Source organism: Paenibacillus haidiansis, assembly GCF_036553665.1.
GTDB lineage: Bacteria > Bacillota > Bacilli > Paenibacillales > Paenibacillaceae > Fontibacillus > Fontibacillus haidiansis.
In genome coordinates this window covers 14,836-33,050 of record NZ_JAZHPZ010000014.1, presented here as the reverse complement: position 1 = coordinate 33,050, position 18,215 = coordinate 14,836, and the positions used below count along the sequence as shown (strand labels likewise).

Below are 18,215 nucleotides of genomic sequence, written 5' to 3'. Positions count from 1 at the left end.
ATATCTTGAGAGTGTACAGTAGAATAGGCCTTAAAAGACCATTTGTAAATGAAAGTCAAAGGCCATCCGGTAAATGGTGGTCTTTTCTAAAATTGAACCAAGAATGATTTCTGTGGTGTAATCCCTTGTTCCGTCAAATAATCATGATATGCTGCAACAAGTTGCTGCTTGTGTAAAACACAATAAGCCCGCGCTGCTCCTTTGCGTTGGCTAAATTTTCTGAATTTATAACTATACTTGATTTTGGCTTGTTATTAACTGCAATTCGGATCCTTGCAAAAGCTAGTAAAATAATAAGTACGATCATCGAAGTTATAAACATATACATGAACATATTACTACTGTTATTATTTATATTTCTTATTATCAATAACAAAAACAGTGGAAACTGAGCTCCAAACAAGTAAAAGAAATAAAATATGAAGTATACCTTGGACACCCCCCAGTATATTGTTGCAATTGTTCTCTACTTAATAACCGCAGCTGCCTTTTGTAATTTCCCAAATGTTTTATAATAAACAAGTTCACCTTCGATATTTTGAGCCATTCTATTTGAAAATAAATATGTTATGAATAATGATGCGATCTTACCATCAGTAACCGTAAACTGGTTGGTATTCATATCAAAGTTTACTCCCACATGATAATTTCTGCAGAATGAAGAAATCGCCCTTTCGTTTCTCTTAACATAAGATTTCATTAGTATCGCCATTTATTCCACCGGACAAGCTTTATTAGAGGACTACTACACCATCGCAAAAATTGGCAGGGCCGGCCTGCATACTCATTTGCTTGATGCAAATACCCGGCTTTGTACAGCTACTACCGAATTGTGCTTTCTTCAATCATTTGGCGCGGACGGCAGTCCAACCTCCTTTGATGACATTGATGAAACTGACACGCTGATGTTGTTTGGACATAATGTAGCGGAAACAGGCACCGTTCTATTTGAACGGATGTGATTCTAAAAAATGGCTGGGTTGACAAAATCTTTATTGAAAAGCATACAGTTGGGTTTCAAGAAATGAAAGAATCCACAAATAATTGGACACCGGAGAAGACGTCGATGACAACAGGGATCCCGGTGGACATACTCCTCAATGCAGCACATAGATTAGGGAAAACGCCATCTCTTGTGACCACCACGCTGCAAGGAGTCTACCAAAGCGCCGATGCAACAACAGCTTGTGTTGCCATCAACAACATGCATTTGATTAGAGGTTTAATTGGCAAGCCAGGCTGCGGGCCATTCCATATGGCAGGACAACCCAGTTCGTCTGCCAACCGGACAGTTGGCGGAGTGGGGACATTTCCGGCTCATCGAAATCCAGCCAATCCATCCCATATAAAAGAGATCGCAAGGCTATGGAATGTCGATGAAGCGAAACTTCCGGTTGGACCGGAAAAAGGGATTGAGGAACAGATTGATTTGATGGAAATGGGCAGAATCGGCTTCTTTTGGAATATTGGTACCAACCCTATGGTTTCTCTACCAAACAGGCGCCGAGCCAGAGCAGCGTTTGAAAAAACATTCGTTGTGGTACAGGATCCTTTTTTAACGGAGACGGCAACTGTCGCGGATGTTTTACTTCCAGCAGCTTTATGGGGAGAGAAAGAGGGGGTCATGGAGAATGCGGATCGAACAATCAATTTATTAAGAAAAGCCGTCAACCCTCCTGGAGGCATAAGAACGGATTTCGAAATATTGTTGGATTTTGCAAACCGTATGGGCCTGAAGGACCGTGATGGACATCCGTTAATTGCTTACAAAACCACAGAAGAATGCTTTGAAGAGTGGAAGAAGGTCTCGCAGGGCCGGCCTTGTGATATGACCGGGATTACTTACGAGAAATTAGAAAGGTGCAACGGCCTCCGCTGGCCGGTCAATGATGAGCATCCTGAAGGTACAACCAGACTATATACGGATTTTAAATTTCCTACAGAAACGGAATACACCCAAAGCTTCACTAAACATCAATTCACAGGACGGCCTTTAACAAAAAAGGAATATGAAAAGAAAAATCCCAATGGCCGGGCAATCCTGTATCCAATCACCTATTTACCTCCGGCTGAGTCGCCTACGGAAAAGTATCCAATGTGGCTGACAACAGGACGGCTTGTTTGGCACTGGCACACAAGGACAAAGACTGCACGCTCGCCCTTTTTGCATATTGCTGCTCCCCGGGGGTATGTGGAAATTAATGAGGTAGATGCGCAGTTACTATCCCTTGTACCTGGAGAACTTGTGCGTATCTCCTCACCACGCGGATGGATTGAGGTCCCTGCAAGAATTGGAAATGTAGCACAAAAAGGATTAGTATTTGTTCCGTTTCACTTTGGCAGCTGGGAAGGACGGGAAGCGGCGAATGAGTTAACGGCTGACTTTACGGACCCATTATCCAAGCAGCCTTCATTTAAGCAATCAGCATGCAAAATTGAAAAAATGCGATCTCAGCATATCGTTACTGCTGAGGATACTTTACAATCGTTGGCCAATAAATACTGCATTTCTGTTGATGATTTGCAGAAAGCAAACCGATTAACTTCACCATACGATATTCAAATTGGAAAGTGTCTGGAGATACCGGTATCAACCATAAATGTGCCAATTCCACCGTATTTACCGGAGAGGAGAAGGTAACGTCCTGCCGTCGAAACGTCGGATATTGAACTAGACAGCCGATTTATGATCCATACCAATCCCTCAACTCAGATTCAAATGGTTTGCAGCTTAGAACGGAAATTTATGCAAACCATATCAGAATTAATCGAGACAACCTACTGGTCAAACTGCTTTTCGATAACAGCGGTCCATTACAATTTGCACATTAAAAACAACACAGAGGTAGTCCAGAACTTTATCGTCACGGACTACCTCTGATTTCTAAATTCATTAGCGATGCACTAATATAGCGTGTTTCAACTTCTTCCCTGTTGCTGTGTTTACCAGGGCATGAACAGATTCTGAGGATTGACCAAGTTTTATCGCAGCCGAAAACTTAACTTCTGTTTAATTGTTCCTTTTCCACTGAATTGAGGGGGGCTGCCTTCATTATTTCGAGTATGCTTTACGATACGGTTGATATTAATGATTTTATCGGCAAATTCTTCGACGTCGGGTTCAAATTCCAATTCCGTTTTACAGGTCGATAGTATCGCAGGAATTGACTTTTTGCATGATTCAGTTCGATCCTTGTTTTCTTTGAAAAGCTTCGATTACACCGTTCATGTATCGCTTATTCGTCGGTTGAGAGTTGGCCACTCGCGTCATAATAATTCCACTCCTCCCTGTAGTTCTTCAAACTAAGGTCTTTCATGATATTTGATGGATCAAATTTATTATATCTCCCAGCTCAAATCCCTAACCCTGCCAAAAGAGCCGTTTGCGGTTCTCTTCTTTGATTTACTATCGTTCGTGAATACCTTATCAATGTCCTCTGACAATTCCAGTCCCACCCTTCTTGCATCCGTACAGAAAATTCGTGTTACCTCAGTTATATCAAGCATCGACTGAATCAAGAAATAAAACAGAAAGAGTCCAGAGTCCCCACTCCATGGGTCTGTGTGAGGATTCGAATTAGTTGATATGAGTCATGAGTCCGGCGTAACCCTCAGTAGCATAATTATGTTTTGACCCTCCTGCTCGGTTTCCTTATTCCCGGTACTTTCCCCATACTTTATTAATGCCCGCATCTGAAAAAGCTCCCTCCAGGTTGCCGATATTCCGTTGCCCTCAATCATCGATATATCGTAATAAAACAAAAAGGCCGAAGATATCATCTCTTGGCCTTTTAATTCCTTGTAATGCTGATGTTACTAGACTTTATGTATTTTAAGCTCCTTGAACTGATGATGCATACCTCAGCCAAGTAAAATACTCCTTTGTAGTAACCAACCGAATGTCCCAGAGAGGAATCCACCGCTCAAATGATTGATCTAGGAACCCCGTTGGACGTAAAACGAATTGGATTTTGGCATGATGGCAGTAGATCGCCACCACTCTGCCGGCATATCCACCATAAGGATTTCCCGGTAGACCGATTTGAACAATTACCCAGTCACCTATATTCATTTACTATCTAGCACCTCTTCATCAACCGGCGATTGCTGCAGGATATCACGACTTCGATCATAAGCTGCTCGAAATCTTTACTGCTATAGTCTAAGATAGATTTTCAAACTACAATACTTTTAATAATGACCTGTTCGTACCTCCCTCGGGATTTATGCCTATTTCTCTTTCAAAGCAAGACTTAATTCATAAATATTATACATGTTAATTCTAGTTCTTGATATTGTAAGGTTGCTCAGTAAAAACAGCGGCAGACCAGGACTTCCTTTTGTGCCGATCAATACGACAATAATAACCAGATAGACAGTCATTATAAGGATTAAATTCCAGTGCTAAGGGTGTAAGTCAATCTGTTTTTATATGTAGTGGCCACTGCCCCCACTGTATCCCCTACCTGATATGATGACCCCTCTCCCTGAGATTTGGATACTGTCACAGTTTTAGGAGCCGTAAGAGCAAATGTAGGGTCCCCCATTCCATAACCAGGATCAGCATTAAAAATCGTTTGCGGAGAAGTAGATAAGAAGAGTCCCTGGCAAACAGACCGTGGACTGGGTCAATGTCTTGTCCACTGTTCACGTACACGTTTCCTATCCGAACTTCAACACTGGATACCGGATAGGATAACACATACGTCCCTTTTCCACCGGATGTTGGATCAGGTAGCTCAGGACTTTCAAAATCCCCACCTGATACTGTAAGTGTCCAACCAGCAGCTCGGCCAGAGTCATCCGTAACTCCGATATCTGTTGACACCGTGCTTCCTTTCCAATCCTTGCTGTTGATTTGCTTTGTATCAAATACGACCGGGCATTAAACTTCAACTCACCTCCGACCAAGCTAAACTGGCTTTCTGGAGTCTGAACATCCACCGGACCTGCAGACGCTGCCAAAGGGACTGAAAACAATAATGCTACACCGCACAGAAGCGAACTCATTTTCTTCATAATTCGAAATCCTCCCTTTTATTTACGCTTTTAATTTAATGTCATCTTTCCACTATTCTTTTTCACATGACGACCACCCCTTTCAGTGTCTTTCTTTTTAGATCGCCGCTTGAAGACAATTAGGATCAGAAGAAAAATAATGACTATAGCCAAAATATAAATCACAAAGATCGGCCAAGTACTGTTTTGATTGACGACGGTAACCATGCTTTGATCGGGCAGTGACTGCTGTGCCTTATTGACATCCGACTTATCCAAGTTAAAGTAGAGTGTCTTGGAGAAGACCCGGTCGTTCCACTGCCCTTTAAGGAGCACTTTATAATTACCTGCGGGCAAAAACTTATCTGTTATCAAGAATTCTCCTTCTGCTTCGGTTGAGCCATAGACAGAACCCATTTTCATCGAGCTGCCAAAAACTCGTTCGTTTTTATCCTGATCGAATACCTCGATATTAACGTCAGGCCTAGCAAGAATTGTTCCATCATCATTTTTCACAAAGCCAGACAGTCTTAGTAAACCATTGGCTAAATACTGATGATCAAGTCTGGAAAAAGATAAGACACTTTTAGCTAAAAACAGATTTGTAGTCTGAAATAATCTGGATCCCGATTTTAGTAGTGATATCCGTCGATAGAGACGAATTTCCGACATCCTGAACAATTGCATCGCCTTTGAACTCCTGCAAAGCGAAGTAGGAAATATATTGTCCGTATTTTACGTTCTCCGGTATTTTTACTTGGAAGGTGATATTTCTAGATTCGTTGGGCTTAAGGGTTACTTTTTAAGGCTGGACATCAACCCACTTCCCCGTAGTATTTAAAACCAATGCCCCCATTTAATGCGGGGATCACATCCGTAGGGTACAGATAAAAGGTTGATGCTTTTTGGGGGATCAGAATTCTTTACAGTAACGGTATACGTTTGCGCGGTTCCAGGTTTTACATGACTATGAAAGGATCCTGCAAGTGTCTCCGCTTGCTTATCTGTAATTGACATTGATAGATTCCAGCCATCCGCCAATACATTTTGAACTCCTGTGATGGCTAATATGGCTACTGCTAAAATCGCGGTTTTTAGAAAAGTAAATCTCAATGGTTTCGCCTACCTTTAGAGTTATTGCAGGATACCTTTCACCAGTAATTTGGGATGAATACCCTGCTAGCATAGGAACTACGATTTTTTTAGGTATATAGAAGTCCTGTCTCTCTCGAACGTTCATTAAATCAGAGCAACGCTATTAGCCCCGATCGAACACCTCCTTAACCCCCTCATTCACACATCTTCCAAAAGAGTTCTCTGTATTTTAATTTTAGCCAACACTTTCATTTTCGAGAAACAAACCCATTACGGACATCCCCTGTATATCAGTAGTTGTTTTAGCTCAAGAAACACGGTTGGCAATCTCGAGAAACCAGAAAAGAGCATTTCTGTGAAATGCTCTTTTTAATCAGTCTCTCCCAAGGGTCTCCCCAGTACATATCAAACGGAAGCGAAGAGCTATAAACCGATTCCTGATTGAAAAGCCTATTGCCGCTATATCATGCCATCTACCGTCGTTCTCGAAATGGTCAATGTTCACAGCGTATTAAGCCGGATCCATCAAAATAACAAAATAAGCGAGCCCCCAAGACAACGGGGGCTCGCTTTTTCACGTTTTTCGGTTTCCCAATAATCGGTTGAATTTGACCGGTGTTAAGTCTACTTATGAAGTGACTCCTTTTTTTCAGTAGTGCGGTTACGCAAATACTCCTGCATAAGACGATCACGTTCTTTACGTTCTTTCTCGTTATGAGGAGGGATTGCAAGAACACCATTCCCCAAATCAGCCATTTTCTCAAAAGCATCCATAATCTCTTTGCTCATTTGGCTTCACCCTTTCCAAAATAACGCTCAACAAGTTTATATGCTGCACTTGTCTCAATAGTCATTAAATGACCGCCGATTCTAATGGCGCCTAAAGTGTCTTCGTAATGGCTTATCAAGTTGGTTTTTGACGTGAATGCAATGACACCATCAAATCCCAGCTCAAAACTATGCTTGCAAGCGATCGCGAATAAATGAGCGCCTACACCAACAAACTCTTTTGTGACAGCCCCAATATTCCACGGGGCGCTTTCCACTAGAAAGACATCGACATACCCTTGGGTGATTTCAAAACTTATCAGTCCTTGGATTACGTCTGATCCTTCAACCCTAAGTTTGTAGACATGACGATTGGGGGCAGCATGTTCTATGCTCCAATCGAAGTTACCCCAACCATGCCTTTTTGTTAGCATCGGTAAATCCGACTTGCTTAATGGTTCGACGACTGTCTTATAATATTCCCCAGATTCCCGATGGATTAAACAAGGGGTTAATTCGTCAATTTCAATCTCGATTTCATGTCTACTCATTGATATCAACCTCACATCTAATTATACCATACCTGTGACGTCCATTGTTCAACAATAAAAACGCACCATCCCCAACTCAACACAAGTTGAGAAAAGTACAGATAAATTCGCGAATACAGCCATTAGACGATCATTTGCTTTCCCCAGCGGATCGAAACATTGCCGTCCTTATCTCTCTCTTTAACCATGAGCTGGTCGAGGAGATTAAAATGCACGCCATATTTGTCGTACAGTTCTTCATCATCAAGCTCCTGATTCTTCATAAACAGATTCAGACGCTCTTTGGCAAGGATGAGGCCTAGGAGATTGCTCTCGATGCTCGATTCATAGGTGACGAAATGAACTTCCTTGTCATTTTCGCTGTTAAAGCGAATAAAGCGGAAGTAATACTGGGACATCGAGGCATCGTTCCAACTGAGCTCAGCGATAATGACTTTGTCGATGAACCCTATATTCATGCTACTGCTCAGACTCTGCTGCGTGGACAAGAGAATGGCGTCCGGATGCTTCTGGAGCTCTTTCACGATCGCTTTCCGCTTTTGAACCGATACGCGGTCCCCAGTAATCACAAACAAAGGACGTTCTGGAAAGTTAAGGCGAATAGCCTCCGCGTATGCGGCAACTGCTTCCTTGTGGTTATGAGGGCCGGGGGGCGATTCATGTCCTAGATGCAGACGATGAATGGGGCGTGGCCCTGTTAGAAGGTGCCGACCCTGGCACACCGTTGTCATCAATTGAGGATGATGCGCGTGCGACGGGTCTCTTTTGCGAAGTATTTCCCCACCTTCATCTTCCTGCACCAACCGGTAGTCGGTACCCATCCATGAGGGAGCATTTTGCGGCAATCGAGCGATACCGTGAGCGATTCGAGGATGTGAATATTGCCGCGACACTGCCTAATAACTGGGTGGAAAATGCTGATGAATGTCTGTCGTATCTCATAACGACCACGAGTGAGAATCTCCTACTGTACTACACTTACGTTGGAGACTTTCAATGAAAGAGGTCTGAAAGAAATGTGTTAGATAAGTAAATAGGATCGAATATCTCCATTCCCTAAAAAAGGTAAGAAATAGACCGATTAGGATGACAAAGCTTCCCAGCACTTTGATTTGAAGAACGAAAGAGGGATAATCACTGGATTACATAATCATAGATCGAATTATATACTCATCTATGTCTTATGACCGCTATCTAACATCTAAATCTCCAAGTTTATATTCACAAAATTAGGATTTTGTACATATGTCTAACGAACATCCTATATTTGCTTGATCCATGGAAATCACTCACAATCGGGCCGGGCAAATAACGAAGCGCATGTTCAACCCTTGTTTTAATCGATAGCGCCGAATCGATCAACCCTTCCTCCATTGGCTTCGAACGAAAGGGATATCCACACACACCGCTAAGTGCGATTCGAATTTGATTTTCTTTGTGGATGGCCGCGAGAGAGACCAGGGGGTAGTCAACTTTCGAAAATCTTGTCTTTTTCAAGCTGATGAACGGAAGTCCAGCATCATGTTCAGCGACCAGGAATTGCACAATAAATTCATCGGTCGAGTTTCCAGTTCATTGCATTCGGGGATCCCTTTTAGGTCAATTACGGCATCGGCGGCAATTTGTCCTAACCTTGCCTGCTGATGAATTCCGTGCCACCTGCGAAATATAGCGTTCGCTTGTTATTTGCTTGGAGATCCAAGAATGTCTGAAGGGCCTCGTTAACAGAAGTCGGATTGTAATATTCGAAATCGAACGGAATCATGGATGTTCCCCCTTCAGGCTTTCCCAAATCAATTCCGGGAGCAGCGGTAGATGAGTTAATTCCGTTTGGGCAGCCACAGAAAGACTATTCGCAAGCGCCGCTGGCATCCCGATGACCCCGTATTCTCCAATCCCCCTTGCCCCGTAAGGTCCTTCCTTAAAAGGAGTTTCCACAAAATCGACTTTATATTGGGGCTGTTCGCCGAATCTCAACATTTTATAGGTGCGCAGTTGTGGGTTCAGTACCATCCCATCTTCGCTAAACGAGAGGGTTTCGCTGCAGGCGAAACTTAACCCCATATACATTCCACCCCTCATTTGTCCGATAGCTGCTTGGGGGTTAATCACTTGCCCGCATCGAGTACAGTAGCCGCCTTCATAATCCGATAGGTGTGATCCCGAGGATCATACTCGACCTCCACGGCTTGGGCACCAACCGCCCATTGGGGACCTGGTTTACCAAATCCGGTTTCGGGATTAAGCGGCGTTAAATGTTTGACAATATACGAGCCACGCCCGATAACTTCACCTTCAATCGAATTGCCATTCGGGTATTTATAACCCAGCGCAATGTCCTTTATATCGACCCAGAGATCGGGGCTGTCTTTTAGACATACTTTACCACCCGCAACTTCTAAATCATCCTCGGAACATTTGAGGACGATAGCGGCGATTCTGCGAAGTTGTGAAATCGCATCATCCGCGGCAGCGAGAACCGCCCGGCCTGCAAAATAGGTCCCGGTACTCGCAACTGTTTTCCATTGATGAGGATCGTATTGGGTATTAACGTCAATCGTGACATGGATTTTATTTATTTCTAGTTTCATCTTTTCCGCCACGATTTGCGCGAGAACGGTCTTGACGCCTTGCCCGAGTTCTAGAGCGGCAGTATTTACATTTATACTGCCGTCCTGGTTAAACGTAAGGATAGCTCCGGAACCCGCGTTTGGAGGCGTGCTTGACGTTTTCCAAATGCAGCTGATCCCCCTGGCTATTATCTTCCCATCTTTATGTTCAACCCGTTGCCCCCCGTCCCATTCGATCAACGATTTCAATCGTGCAATACTGGCCGGCAAATCACCCACATTACTTGCATTTAAAAGAACCTGGGTTGGCGTTGTATCCCCGGGACTGATCGCATTCTTCAATCTCAGTTCCAAGGGGTCCATATTCAGTTTCTTAGCTAGGATATCCATCGCTCTTTCCATGGCGAAGGTAAGTTCCGGGTGGCCAAATCCCCGGAACGATGTAGCATAGGGGTGATTGGTGTAAACACAATATGAATCACACCAAACATGGTCAATACGGTACGGGCCAGTACAATCGGCCGCAGCCGCCTTACTCACACCGACTCCCTCATCCGAGTAAGCCCCCCCATCAAACAGAAAACGATACTGTGCCGCGTTCAACCGCCCCTGTTTTGTCGCGACGAGCTTTACCCTAGCCTCAAGTCCGATATGAACAGGAGAAGTGATTAAGTCTTCCTCCCGGCTGTTTGCTATTTGCACCATTTGTCCGCCAACGGCTTTAGAAGCTAAATATGCTAGGAACTCAAGCTGCACAGCACCTTTTCCCCCAAAGGCTCCACCGACTAGCGGCGTATGCACCGTAATTTTGCCGATATCAATATGGAAAAATTGACTCAGCATTTTTCGGATGACATAGGGCCCCTGGCTTGCAGAATGTACAATAACGCGCCCATCTGCCATAATTTCTACCCTCACACAACGGGTCTCCAAAGCAGCGTGATCAGATGGCCCAAACGAAACATCCGTTTCGATCATAACATCGCTTTCGGACCATCCGGTTTCCATGTTCCCTTTACGGATTTTCGTGTGATTCGCAATATTGGTGCCAAAGACCGGGTAGACCCCTGTAATTTGGGGCTGACTCTTCCCCTCGTGCACCAAAGGCGCATGGCTTTGTAAAGCTTTACTCGGCGAATTGACGACGGGGAGTGCTTCATACTCCACATGGATGAGCTCTGCTGCTTTCTTTGCCTCGTGTTCCGTGTTGGCAACGACTATAGCGATTGGTTCACCGTAATACCTCACTTTACCAATAGCGAGCGGAGGTCGATCTGCCAAAAGCGGACCCACAGGATGTGGAAACGCATCACTGGTAAGTACCGCCTGCACCCCCGACGAACGCAAGGCATCGGATGTATCGATACATTTGATTTTGGCATGTGCTTGGCGACTCGTATGGAGCTTTGCATGTAACATCCCCGGCCTTGTTTGATCATGGGTAAACTTTGCCCTACCCGCAACCTTATCCTCCGTGTCCACTCTTGGCACACTTTGTCCTACAGATGTAAGGCTTTCCATACTCACCCTCCTCAAGATCATCATATAAAATATGACTTTTTCAAAATCAGACTTCCCGGATTACACTCTTTTCCGGATGGCATATCCGACAAGCAGCAATAAAGGCAGTAACACGCTGAACGTTACATCCAAATACGGCCAATAGTTAACTATGTGATTGTTGTAGTAGGCGATGTTTGGAGCGATCACAAGGGGGAGCACAATAAGGATCATACCTAATGGCAACAACAACATGCGAAAATCTTTAATTCTTAGCATCTGAGCTAGTCCCCGATTAAAGGCTAGAAATACACCATGATCTTAAAATAAAACGTAATGGTCCACATAAGGGCCAAGATGGCTTCAACCCTCTGAAAAAAATCCCCTATATTTATTCTCCTTGCCAAAGCGTACCCCGGGTATGCATATCGTGCGGATGGTACAGCACCGACGACTAGTATGGTCAAGACGGTCGTAATGATTAAAATGATCCCCCCTAATGTCGCCCCAAGCAGCATCCCCCGCCTCATCTCCTCTGCTCTGTTCATGCTTGGAAATAACATCATAAACAAGACCAATTCCATAAAAGGAAAGGCGGCGGCGGGGATCGCCCCCCGGAAGACAGGCTTAAGCCCCTGATCGAACACCGGCAGTATTTTGTGCATATCGGTCGCCGTGATAAGTGATACAACAAAAACGACGAATAGCAACATGAACCAGGGAAACAAGATCTCCGCAACACGGGTGAAGGTTTCAAGACCCAGCCTTGCCCCCATAATTGCTAGGAGAAGGATTAAAATGAATGACAACCGCTTCAATGGGGGTATCTGGCATGACCTGGGTTACGGTGAAATCCCCCAGCTCCCTTAGGTGTGCCCCCATCGAAAGTAAAGCGTATCCTAAAAACAGTGAAGAAATAACCGTCCCCACCCATCTTCCAAGAATACGCTCGTTTAATTCAACCAAGCCCAATTTGGGGTTGAACTTTCCTACGTAAACGAACAAAAGGATGACCAGCAAGCCAACCATTAAACCCAAAATGGTAGAAATCCATGCATCCTTCTTGGCTTCACCAGCGACAATCGCTGGCAAGACCAAAATAGAATCCCCCACGGTGGAGAATGTCGCCAATATGGCCAATTGGCGCGTGCTAATTTTGGCGGTTTCAGACATTTAAATCCCCCTTTACTTTAAAAACCTCATCAGAAAGTCGTTTATTGGTTTGTACACAATTTCCAGTAACACCAGAGGAGACGGCATCCTGGCATGTAATACCCAGGCAATGTCCAAAACCATACCCATCAGGAGTACAGTGAAGAACACCCAACATTCCTTGCGATACCCTTTTCGCCTAAGAGAAGGAACCTCAAAAACAAGGAAATCGCGGTGGCAACCGCAATAATTCCAAGAATCGAAACCATATGCGGCTATCCCTCCTGTCCCTCGGGGATCGAATTTCCTATCGTGCCCATGTTTCGGATAAAAACTTTAGTTTCCACTTTCACAGGAATGTCTGGATAGACTTCATCCCAGTTCTTCCTGATTTTTCGCCATGCTACCGGATCAGATCGATGAAGAGCTTCACCGAATCCAAAAATGTCACTCTTAAATTCATGTTGTGCTTTATCAAGTGCTGTTTTTATAATATCCTGCAATTCCGCCTCCCCTTTTTCCTGTAATGTATCGACCGTTTTCGGATCGGTAAGGTCGAGGGTACATTCGACATCGGCTACGTTTTCTTCCATCCGTAAGTCCACTTCGATAGAAGGTTTCCCGTTCCTGAAATGCCCGATGATTTTTGTTTTTGTGCGGATGACGTCTACCGCTAGGGTCCCCCCGCCCGGGCAGGCAAAATGCCCCGCTGTTTTTTCAACCCGATCCGTAATGTAGTTATACCCTTTGCTCTCCTTTTCGTTTAACCAACCGATCAGTTTGTCATCCCGGAAGACGGCTGTCTCCGCAAATTGCAAAATCGCTGGAGATTCCACAGACTCGACGTTTTTCTTCGTCCCCTCATCCCCGGTCTTCCCCCCTTTGATATCAGTCCCGGTAACCGCCAGCTGCCTCTCGTGGGTTAGAAGGTCATACGAAATCTCGTCCAATTTGATGACGGACGTGGGTGCCCAATATTTATCCAGTGTTCTCAGGCCCCCGCGAATTCGGTCAGCGGGGATTTTATCCATGTGCGTCAACACTTTGACAATGTCTCCCGCGCTGCCTTCTTTGCCAACAAGGGTGAAAAGATCTTCCTCACGAACCTCATGGTCCCTTATCAAAAAGTCAAGTGCAGAGCTAATTCCCTCCCTTGCCAGTTCTTCACCAATGACAATCACGCGGAGCTGGGCAAGGTAGACCTTTCGGGGCGAAATCGTCGTCATTTTTCGGATGGCCTCGGCCATCGTCTTTGCCGTCGTTGTGTAGACGGCCACTGGCGTTTCATATCCTCCCCCTTTTTTCGAAGCGACTTCGTTTGGGACCACAATTTGAACGCTCACCTGATACCGATTTCCCACCTTATCAATACCGATTGCCGAAGCTACAGCAAGTTCGTTTAACTCCCGGCGACTCCAACAGCCGGATAGGAATAAAGAAAGGCAAATCATCATCATCATCAAGGTCAAACCTTTCTTCATAAAAAACACCCCATTCAGAAGCGTTATTCTTTAGACTTTGGTGGTTCTGGTTCTGGCGTTCGTTCCCGGACGATATTTTTCTGATTCATTAAACGTGGACGAGTAAACATGGCCCACATGGGGACCCGAATTAAGGTATCCTTCAAATCACTGGGAATGAGCGGAGCGAATGGACTCATATAGGGAATCCCGAATGAGCGTAAACTGCATAAATGCAGTAATAAGGCGATGAAGCCCGCTATGATTCCGAGCAATCCAAAAGAAGCTGCTAATATCATAAACGGAAAACGTAGTATGCGTACGGGAATGGCCATATTGACAGAAGGAAACACGAAGTTTGAGATTGCCGTAATCGAGACGACAATGACCATCGCGGCAGACACCATCCCCGGGTCCACCGCAGCCGTTCCGACGACCAAAGTCCCTACAATGGATACCGCTTGTCCAACGGCTTTCGGCATCCGAATGCCGGCTTCTCGCAAAATTTCGAAGGTCACTTCCATCACCACTGCCGGAAACGGGACCCCCTCCCGCTGCGCCATCAAATTTGTCAACAAATCGGAAGGGATCATTTCCTGATGGAAAGTCGTGATTGCGATATAAAGAGAAGGGCTCAAGAGAGCAATAAAAAAACAGAGGAATCGCAGAATACGCAAAAGACTAGCAAGGTCCCAACGTTGATAGTAATCCTCTGCAGCTTGGAAAAACTGCGTGAATACGACGGGAACGATCAGAACAAACGGGGTTCCGTCAATCAAAATAGCGACCCTTCCCTCCAGCAAATCAGCAGCGACGACATCGGGGCGTTCGGTATTGTAAATCGTCGGGAATGGAGTGAACGTCTCATCCTGGATCATTTGTTCAATATAGCCACCTTCGAGGATGCCATCAATATCGATACGATCCAAACGTTCGCGCACCTCCTCCACGACCTTGTCATTGACAATGCCCTTGATGTACATCAGGGCTATATTTGTTTTCGTCACTTTACCGAGTTGCCTACTCTCCACCCATAGACGCGGATCTTTGATTCTCCGCCGAATCATAGCTGTACTCGTTCGGAGGTTCTCATTAAAGCTCTCCTTGGATCCGCGGATGACTGTTTCTGTACTGGCTTCTGTCACACCGCGATGTTCCCAGCCCTTCATTGAGATAACCAAGCCCAGTGTATATCCATCCAACAGGAGAATCGCATCACCGTATAATAGGGCGTCAAAGAAAGCATCAAAGTCACTAACATCCTTAACCTCTCCTACGGTAAGCGCTCTGCTTTTCAGAAAGAATAGTATGTTTTTCCCTTGTGAATCTGATTCTTCCCATTGAAAGTCCAGCATTAGCGTTTCCATGATGAAATTATTGATCGATTTCGAATCCGCTAACCCGACAAGCAGGCATACCCACTCCCAAAGGGGCCCCCGGCAACAGTGGCATTCCTAGCCCCAACATCCGTTCCGTCACGACATATACTGTCTCACTCCCTCCCATGATGGTACATGGAGAATGTATGCTGATATTCAGAAGATGACTGTGCAGTTTACCGTTGTTAGTCAATGACAGAACGCGGTATGAAACCAGTGAGTGTGAACCTGGTTCGAAGTAACAAAGCCAAGCGAATAGGCATATCATACATTGCTCCACTCTTGCAATTCCGTTACCGGCCCGTGAATTCGCCGAGAAAAGTGATCGACAGAGGGTGCCTATTTACCAAAATAAACTGGTGTGTAGCATTATTAGGGCTTCAAATGAATACTACTTTCGGAGGCTGCATCGACTGGAGGGGACTTTTGTTATGGCAAAGAAAGGGACAACATTTAATCGTTACAGCATGAAGATCAAAGAGGAGGCTGTACGACTTTATTTGGAGGAAGGGTTAGGATATAGAACCGTTGCTGAGCGGTTAGGTTTACGAAGCAAAACACAAGTCGAAGTGTGGGTAAAGCGACATCAGGAAGAGCGGTCGTTTGCTGATAAACGATCACACCCGCCAAACCTTAACTCCATCTTATAAAGGCCTAACGACTATAAAGGGTCGTTTCTTTCGGATACAAGGGAGACCTTATAGACAGGCTGCCCACAGTGTGCTCGATCAGTTTAACAACAAGATGATTGTTTGTGGTCCATGTCGGGCCGTATCCAAAATTCATACGATTCTTAAAGAACCAAAACGATCACCAAAAAATCGCTCTGGTATCTGGTCCCACAGGTACCAATCATCGAAACCTAAATAGCCTCCGTGTTAAGGGAGGCTATTTAGGGCCTGACTTTCCTTCAATGTTGTTATGAATAACGCAAGATAGTGTATTCAATTGCCGGTGAAAAGGTTCATAGTCCCCCGCTGTATGATAAATAAACCAAAAGGAGAAAATGATAATAAGACTTTTTTTAGAAGGGATTGAGGCAATGAACAGCTCAGAGGTGATTATGCTATTCCATGAAATCCAGCAAGGGACGAGAAAACGCTTTCCAAACCATTACTTTGTTGGTGAACCAGGAAAGCAGCATCTCGTTGAACTGACCAGGTATATCATTGAAGACCTTTTAAATATTCCCACCGAAAAAATCCCAAAGCAAATTACAGCAGAACTATTATGGAAAAACCGGTTAAATCCACCGGCCAAAATTCAAGGATTGAATTATACCGAACTGATTGAGCTTTCATATCCGGGCCAATTTTTCCCTTGGGATTTCAAACAAGTTTCCAACGGATACTGGATAGGAGAAAAGGGCTGACAACGAGCCATTAATACTGTTAAATATGTTATTGATGAAATCGAAAGGATCCCTATTTCTGATATTCCCCAACGGATCAATACCGGATTTTTTTAACGGAACCGGCTAATAGGTATTTTGGACACATTCGGTAGTTCCCCCTACCAGGTGGTAAATGCCCCTTTATCCCGGTGAATTTCAGCCATGGCAGTTCGCCAATGTGCCGTTGAATTGTTGGAAAGACGTAGAATATGTGCGACAAGGCATGGATCATCTTCTGTTTGTTGATTTGAAATTCCAAAGCTATGAGGAAGCTATTGCCAACATCAAAAGGGTGCATTTCTTCGAGTACCAACGGTCGGGTCTTTTCGTTGTCGCGTTTCACTCCAGATTAAAGAAAGTTAAAGATTGGATCACTTATCAAATGGATCATCGCTTTCAAATAGAGTAGAGGCGTGACGTGAGAGAAGGAGTGATCCTGTTTATGTAAGTCTTTTTACCTTTTTCTCCTGATGATGATAGCGGCATCAAGGGAGGGGTTCTGGCAAAACAGTTGGTACATCAAAGTCTGTGCTTTGGGGGAATTCAAGCATCATAAGTCAACAGCTAGGATTCCAAATAACACATGTTTCTGCCTCATGTGTTCGTAAGATTTGCCACTCATGACAACACGACAGGAATCCAAAAGGATGCCTCGCCCCTAGGCGGGATACTCGGAGTCCCCGCTGGCTTCATTCTTCCCCCATATAATCCTACGTCTGCCTCATCCAACCCGAGCCTTTTAGCTGCGAGGTACCGCGAGTACCCATCCCGAAGAACCCATCCATCGTTCCCTTTTTCGAGTAGAATCTTCTGATCAAATTCACCATGCTCCTCATAATATTCAACCGCACGCAGGATCTTCTCTTCCCTTGGTGGGAAGAATTCATACGGAATCTGTATGGAGTAAATCTTCATCGGGCTTTTAGGAAGACGCCTTTTGGGCGCGGCTACCGCTGGAGCTGCTGGAGAAATTGACCTGCCGACTACCTTCTGCTTTTCTTGGTTAGCAAAATCCGCTGCCTTTTTTGCTGCCAGGAACTCGACCTGAAACGCAATAATCCCCATATCATCACCTTCTAATACATTAAAGGACAAATCCAGGGTAATTTCACATTGGATCAGGACCCTTCCACCGATTAGTCCCAATTGTGCTGCTTTCGACTCCTGAGATACCTTATCGTACTGTTTTTTATCCAGGAGCACCGTAAACAGGATATCCTTACTCGGCATAGGTAGGCCCTCCGGCAGTGCTGCTCCTGTCCCCCATGTCGTTAAATCCAAACAATACCAATCTGTATTTTGATCTTGGGGGTTCTCAATCTTACGAACGCTCGAGACCTCACCCGTAA

15 protein-coding genes and 2 pseudogenes are annotated in these 18,215 nt (G+C 44.8%); 4 read left to right on the top strand and 13 right to left on the bottom strand.

The annotated features are described in order from the left end of the window. Nucleotides 1-466: 466 nt before the first annotated feature. The gene (locus V3851_RS21060) at nucleotides 467-622 is read right to left on the bottom strand and encodes a hypothetical protein (protein ID WP_178075798.1); all 156 of its coding nucleotides are present in this window, start codon (nucleotides 620-622) and stop codon (nucleotides 467-469) included. Nucleotides 623-1,066: 444 nt separating this feature from the next. On the opposite strand from V3851_RS21060, the gene V3851_RS21055 reads away from it, so the two are divergent. Further along, complete coding sequence (locus V3851_RS21055; protein ID WP_331848512.1) at nucleotides 1,067-2,641, top strand: molybdopterin-dependent oxidoreductase; 1,575 nt, start codon at nucleotides 1,067-1,069, stop codon at nucleotides 2,639-2,641. Between the two features lie 2,021 nt (nucleotides 2,642-4,662). Here V3851_RS21055 and V3851_RS21050 read toward each other — a convergent pair. The 6 genes from V3851_RS21050 to V3851_RS21025 all read right to left on the bottom strand — a co-directional run bounded on the left by V3851_RS21050 (nucleotide 4,663) and on the right by V3851_RS21025 (nucleotide 7,981). Then, nucleotides 4,663-5,019 (bottom strand): hypothetical protein, encoded by a 357-nt coding sequence (locus V3851_RS21050; RefSeq protein WP_128630811.1) that lies wholly within the window; start codon nucleotides 5,017-5,019, stop codon nucleotides 4,663-4,665. Nucleotides 5,020-5,049: 30 nt separating this feature from the next. Beyond that, on the bottom strand, nucleotides 5,050-5,685 hold the full coding sequence (locus V3851_RS21045) for a hypothetical protein (protein ID WP_128630812.1): 636 nt from the start codon (nucleotides 5,683-5,685) through the stop codon (nucleotides 5,050-5,052). Between the two features lie 150 nt (nucleotides 5,686-5,835). Further along, a complete protein-coding gene (locus V3851_RS21040; RefSeq protein ID WP_128630813.1) occupies nucleotides 5,836-6,111 on the bottom strand; it encodes a hypothetical protein in 276 nt (91 codons plus the stop codon). A gap of 606 nt (nucleotides 6,112-6,717) precedes the next feature. Next, entirely contained in the window at nucleotides 6,718-6,882 is a 165-nt protein-coding gene (locus V3851_RS21035) for a hypothetical protein (protein WP_178075799.1), read from the bottom strand. After that, nucleotides 6,879-7,412, bottom strand: a complete 534-nt coding sequence (locus V3851_RS21030) for a hypothetical protein (protein ID WP_128630814.1) — start codon at nucleotides 7,410-7,412, stop codon at nucleotides 6,879-6,881. The genes V3851_RS21035 and V3851_RS21030 overlap by 4 nt, the downstream gene beginning before the upstream one ends. 122 nt (nucleotides 7,413-7,534) lie before the next feature. Then, the gene (locus V3851_RS21025; protein ID WP_178075800.1) at nucleotides 7,535-7,981 is read right to left on the bottom strand and encodes a hypothetical protein; all 447 of its coding nucleotides are present in this window, start codon (nucleotides 7,979-7,981) and stop codon (nucleotides 7,535-7,537) included. 44 nt (nucleotides 7,982-8,025) lie between these two features. Between V3851_RS21025 and V3851_RS27025 the strand changes: the two genes are divergently transcribed. Next, the gene (locus tag V3851_RS27025; protein WP_128630815.1) at nucleotides 8,026-8,412 is read left to right on the top strand and encodes an aminoglycoside phosphotransferase family protein; all 387 of its coding nucleotides are present in this window, start codon (nucleotides 8,026-8,028) and stop codon (nucleotides 8,410-8,412) included. A 761-nt stretch (nucleotides 8,413-9,173) separates the two neighbouring features. On the opposite strand, the pseudogene V3851_RS21020 reads toward V3851_RS27025, so the two are convergent. The 5 genes and pseudogenes from V3851_RS21020 to V3851_RS21005 form a co-directional block, all read right to left on the bottom strand. Next, a pseudogene (locus tag V3851_RS21020) lies at nucleotides 9,174-11,503 on the bottom strand (xanthine dehydrogenase family protein molybdopterin-binding subunit). 281 nt (nucleotides 11,504-11,784) lie between these two features. Next, on the bottom strand, nucleotides 11,785-12,258 hold the full coding sequence (locus tag V3851_RS27020; protein ID WP_128630816.1) for a GerAB/ArcD/ProY family transporter: 474 nt from the start codon (nucleotides 12,256-12,258) through the stop codon (nucleotides 11,785-11,787). Further along, nucleotides 12,236-12,655 carry a GerAB/ArcD/ProY family transporter gene (locus V3851_RS21015; protein ID WP_128630817.1) on the bottom strand — a complete coding sequence of 140 codons (420 nt, stop codon included), beginning with the start codon at nucleotides 12,653-12,655 and terminating at the stop codon, nucleotides 12,236-12,238. Before V3851_RS21015 ends, V3851_RS27020 begins: the two co-directional genes overlap by 23 nt. Nucleotides 12,656-12,909: 254 nt before the next feature. Continuing rightward, nucleotides 12,910-14,115: a Ger(x)C family spore germination protein gene (locus V3851_RS21010; protein ID WP_128630818.1), complete on the bottom strand. Its 1,206-nt coding sequence runs from the start codon at nucleotides 14,113-14,115 to the stop codon at nucleotides 12,910-12,912. A gap of 23 nt (nucleotides 14,116-14,138) precedes the next feature. After that, a pseudogene (locus V3851_RS21005) lies at nucleotides 14,139-15,512 on the bottom strand (spore germination protein); the annotation flags it as partial. A gap of 392 nt (nucleotides 15,513-15,904) precedes the next feature. Between V3851_RS21005 and V3851_RS21000 the strand changes: the two are divergent. Together V3851_RS21000 and V3851_RS20995 are read left to right on the top strand one after the other, a co-directional pair. Continuing rightward, complete coding sequence (locus tag V3851_RS21000; RefSeq protein ID WP_128630820.1) at nucleotides 15,905-16,123, top strand: transposase; 219 nt, start codon at nucleotides 15,905-15,907, stop codon at nucleotides 16,121-16,123. A gap of 392 nt (nucleotides 16,124-16,515) precedes the next feature. Then, on the top strand, nucleotides 16,516-16,845 hold the full coding sequence (locus V3851_RS20995; protein ID WP_128630821.1) for a hypothetical protein: 330 nt from the start codon (nucleotides 16,516-16,518) through the stop codon (nucleotides 16,843-16,845). A 639-nt stretch (nucleotides 16,846-17,484) separates the two neighbouring features. Here V3851_RS20995 and V3851_RS20990 read toward each other — a convergent pair. Further along, the gene (locus V3851_RS20990; RefSeq protein ID WP_128630822.1) at nucleotides 17,485-18,096 is read right to left on the bottom strand and encodes a ParB N-terminal domain-containing protein; all 612 of its coding nucleotides are present in this window, start codon (nucleotides 18,094-18,096) and stop codon (nucleotides 17,485-17,487) included. Between the last annotated feature and the right edge of the window lie 119 nt (nucleotides 18,097-18,215).

Bases quoted from the DNA above. Each gene is read 5' to 3' on its own strand.
- V3851_RS20995 (WP_128630821.1), top strand. From the start codon at position 16,516: ATGAACAGCTCAGAGGTGATTATGCTATTCCATGAAATCCAGCAAGGG.
- V3851_RS21000 (WP_128630820.1), top strand. From the start codon at position 15,905: ATGGCAAAGAAAGGGACAACATTTAATCGTTACAGCATGAAGATCAAA.
- V3851_RS27020 (WP_128630816.1), bottom strand. From the start codon at position 12,258: ATGGGGGCAAGGCTGGGTCTTGAAACCTTCACCCGTGTTGCGGAGATC.
- V3851_RS21010 (WP_128630818.1), bottom strand. From the start codon at position 14,115: ATGAAGAAAGGTTTGACCTTGATGATGATGATGATTTGCCTTTCTTTA.
- V3851_RS21035 (WP_178075799.1), bottom strand. From the start codon at position 6,882: ATGAGCAAAGAGATTATGGATGCTTTTGAGAAAATGGCTGATTTGGGG.
- V3851_RS21050 (WP_128630811.1), bottom strand. From the start codon at position 5,019: ATGAAGAAAATGAGTTCGCTTCTGTGCGGTGTAGCATTATTGTTTTCA.
- V3851_RS21015 (WP_128630817.1), bottom strand. From the start codon at position 12,655: ATGTCTGAAACCGCCAAAATTAGCACGCGCCAATTGGCCATATTGGCG.
- V3851_RS20990 (WP_128630822.1), bottom strand. From the start codon at position 18,096: ATGCCGAGTAAGGATATCCTGTTTACGGTGCTCCTGGATAAAAAACAG.
- V3851_RS21045 (WP_128630812.1), bottom strand. From the start codon at position 5,685: ATGCAATTGTTCAGGATGTCGGAAATTCGTCTCTATCGACGGATATCA.
- V3851_RS21030 (WP_128630814.1), bottom strand. From the start codon at position 7,412: ATGAGTAGACATGAAATCGAGATTGAAATTGACGAATTAACCCCTTGT.
- V3851_RS21055 (WP_331848512.1), top strand. From the start codon at position 1,067: ATGACAACAGGGATCCCGGTGGACATACTCCTCAATGCAGCACATAGA.
- V3851_RS21060 (WP_178075798.1), bottom strand. From the start codon at position 622: ATGAATACCAACCAGTTTACGGTTACTGATGGTAAGATCGCATCATTA.
- V3851_RS27025 (WP_128630815.1), top strand. From the start codon at position 8,026: ATGCGGCAACTGCTTCCTTGTGGTTATGAGGGCCGGGGGGCGATTCAT.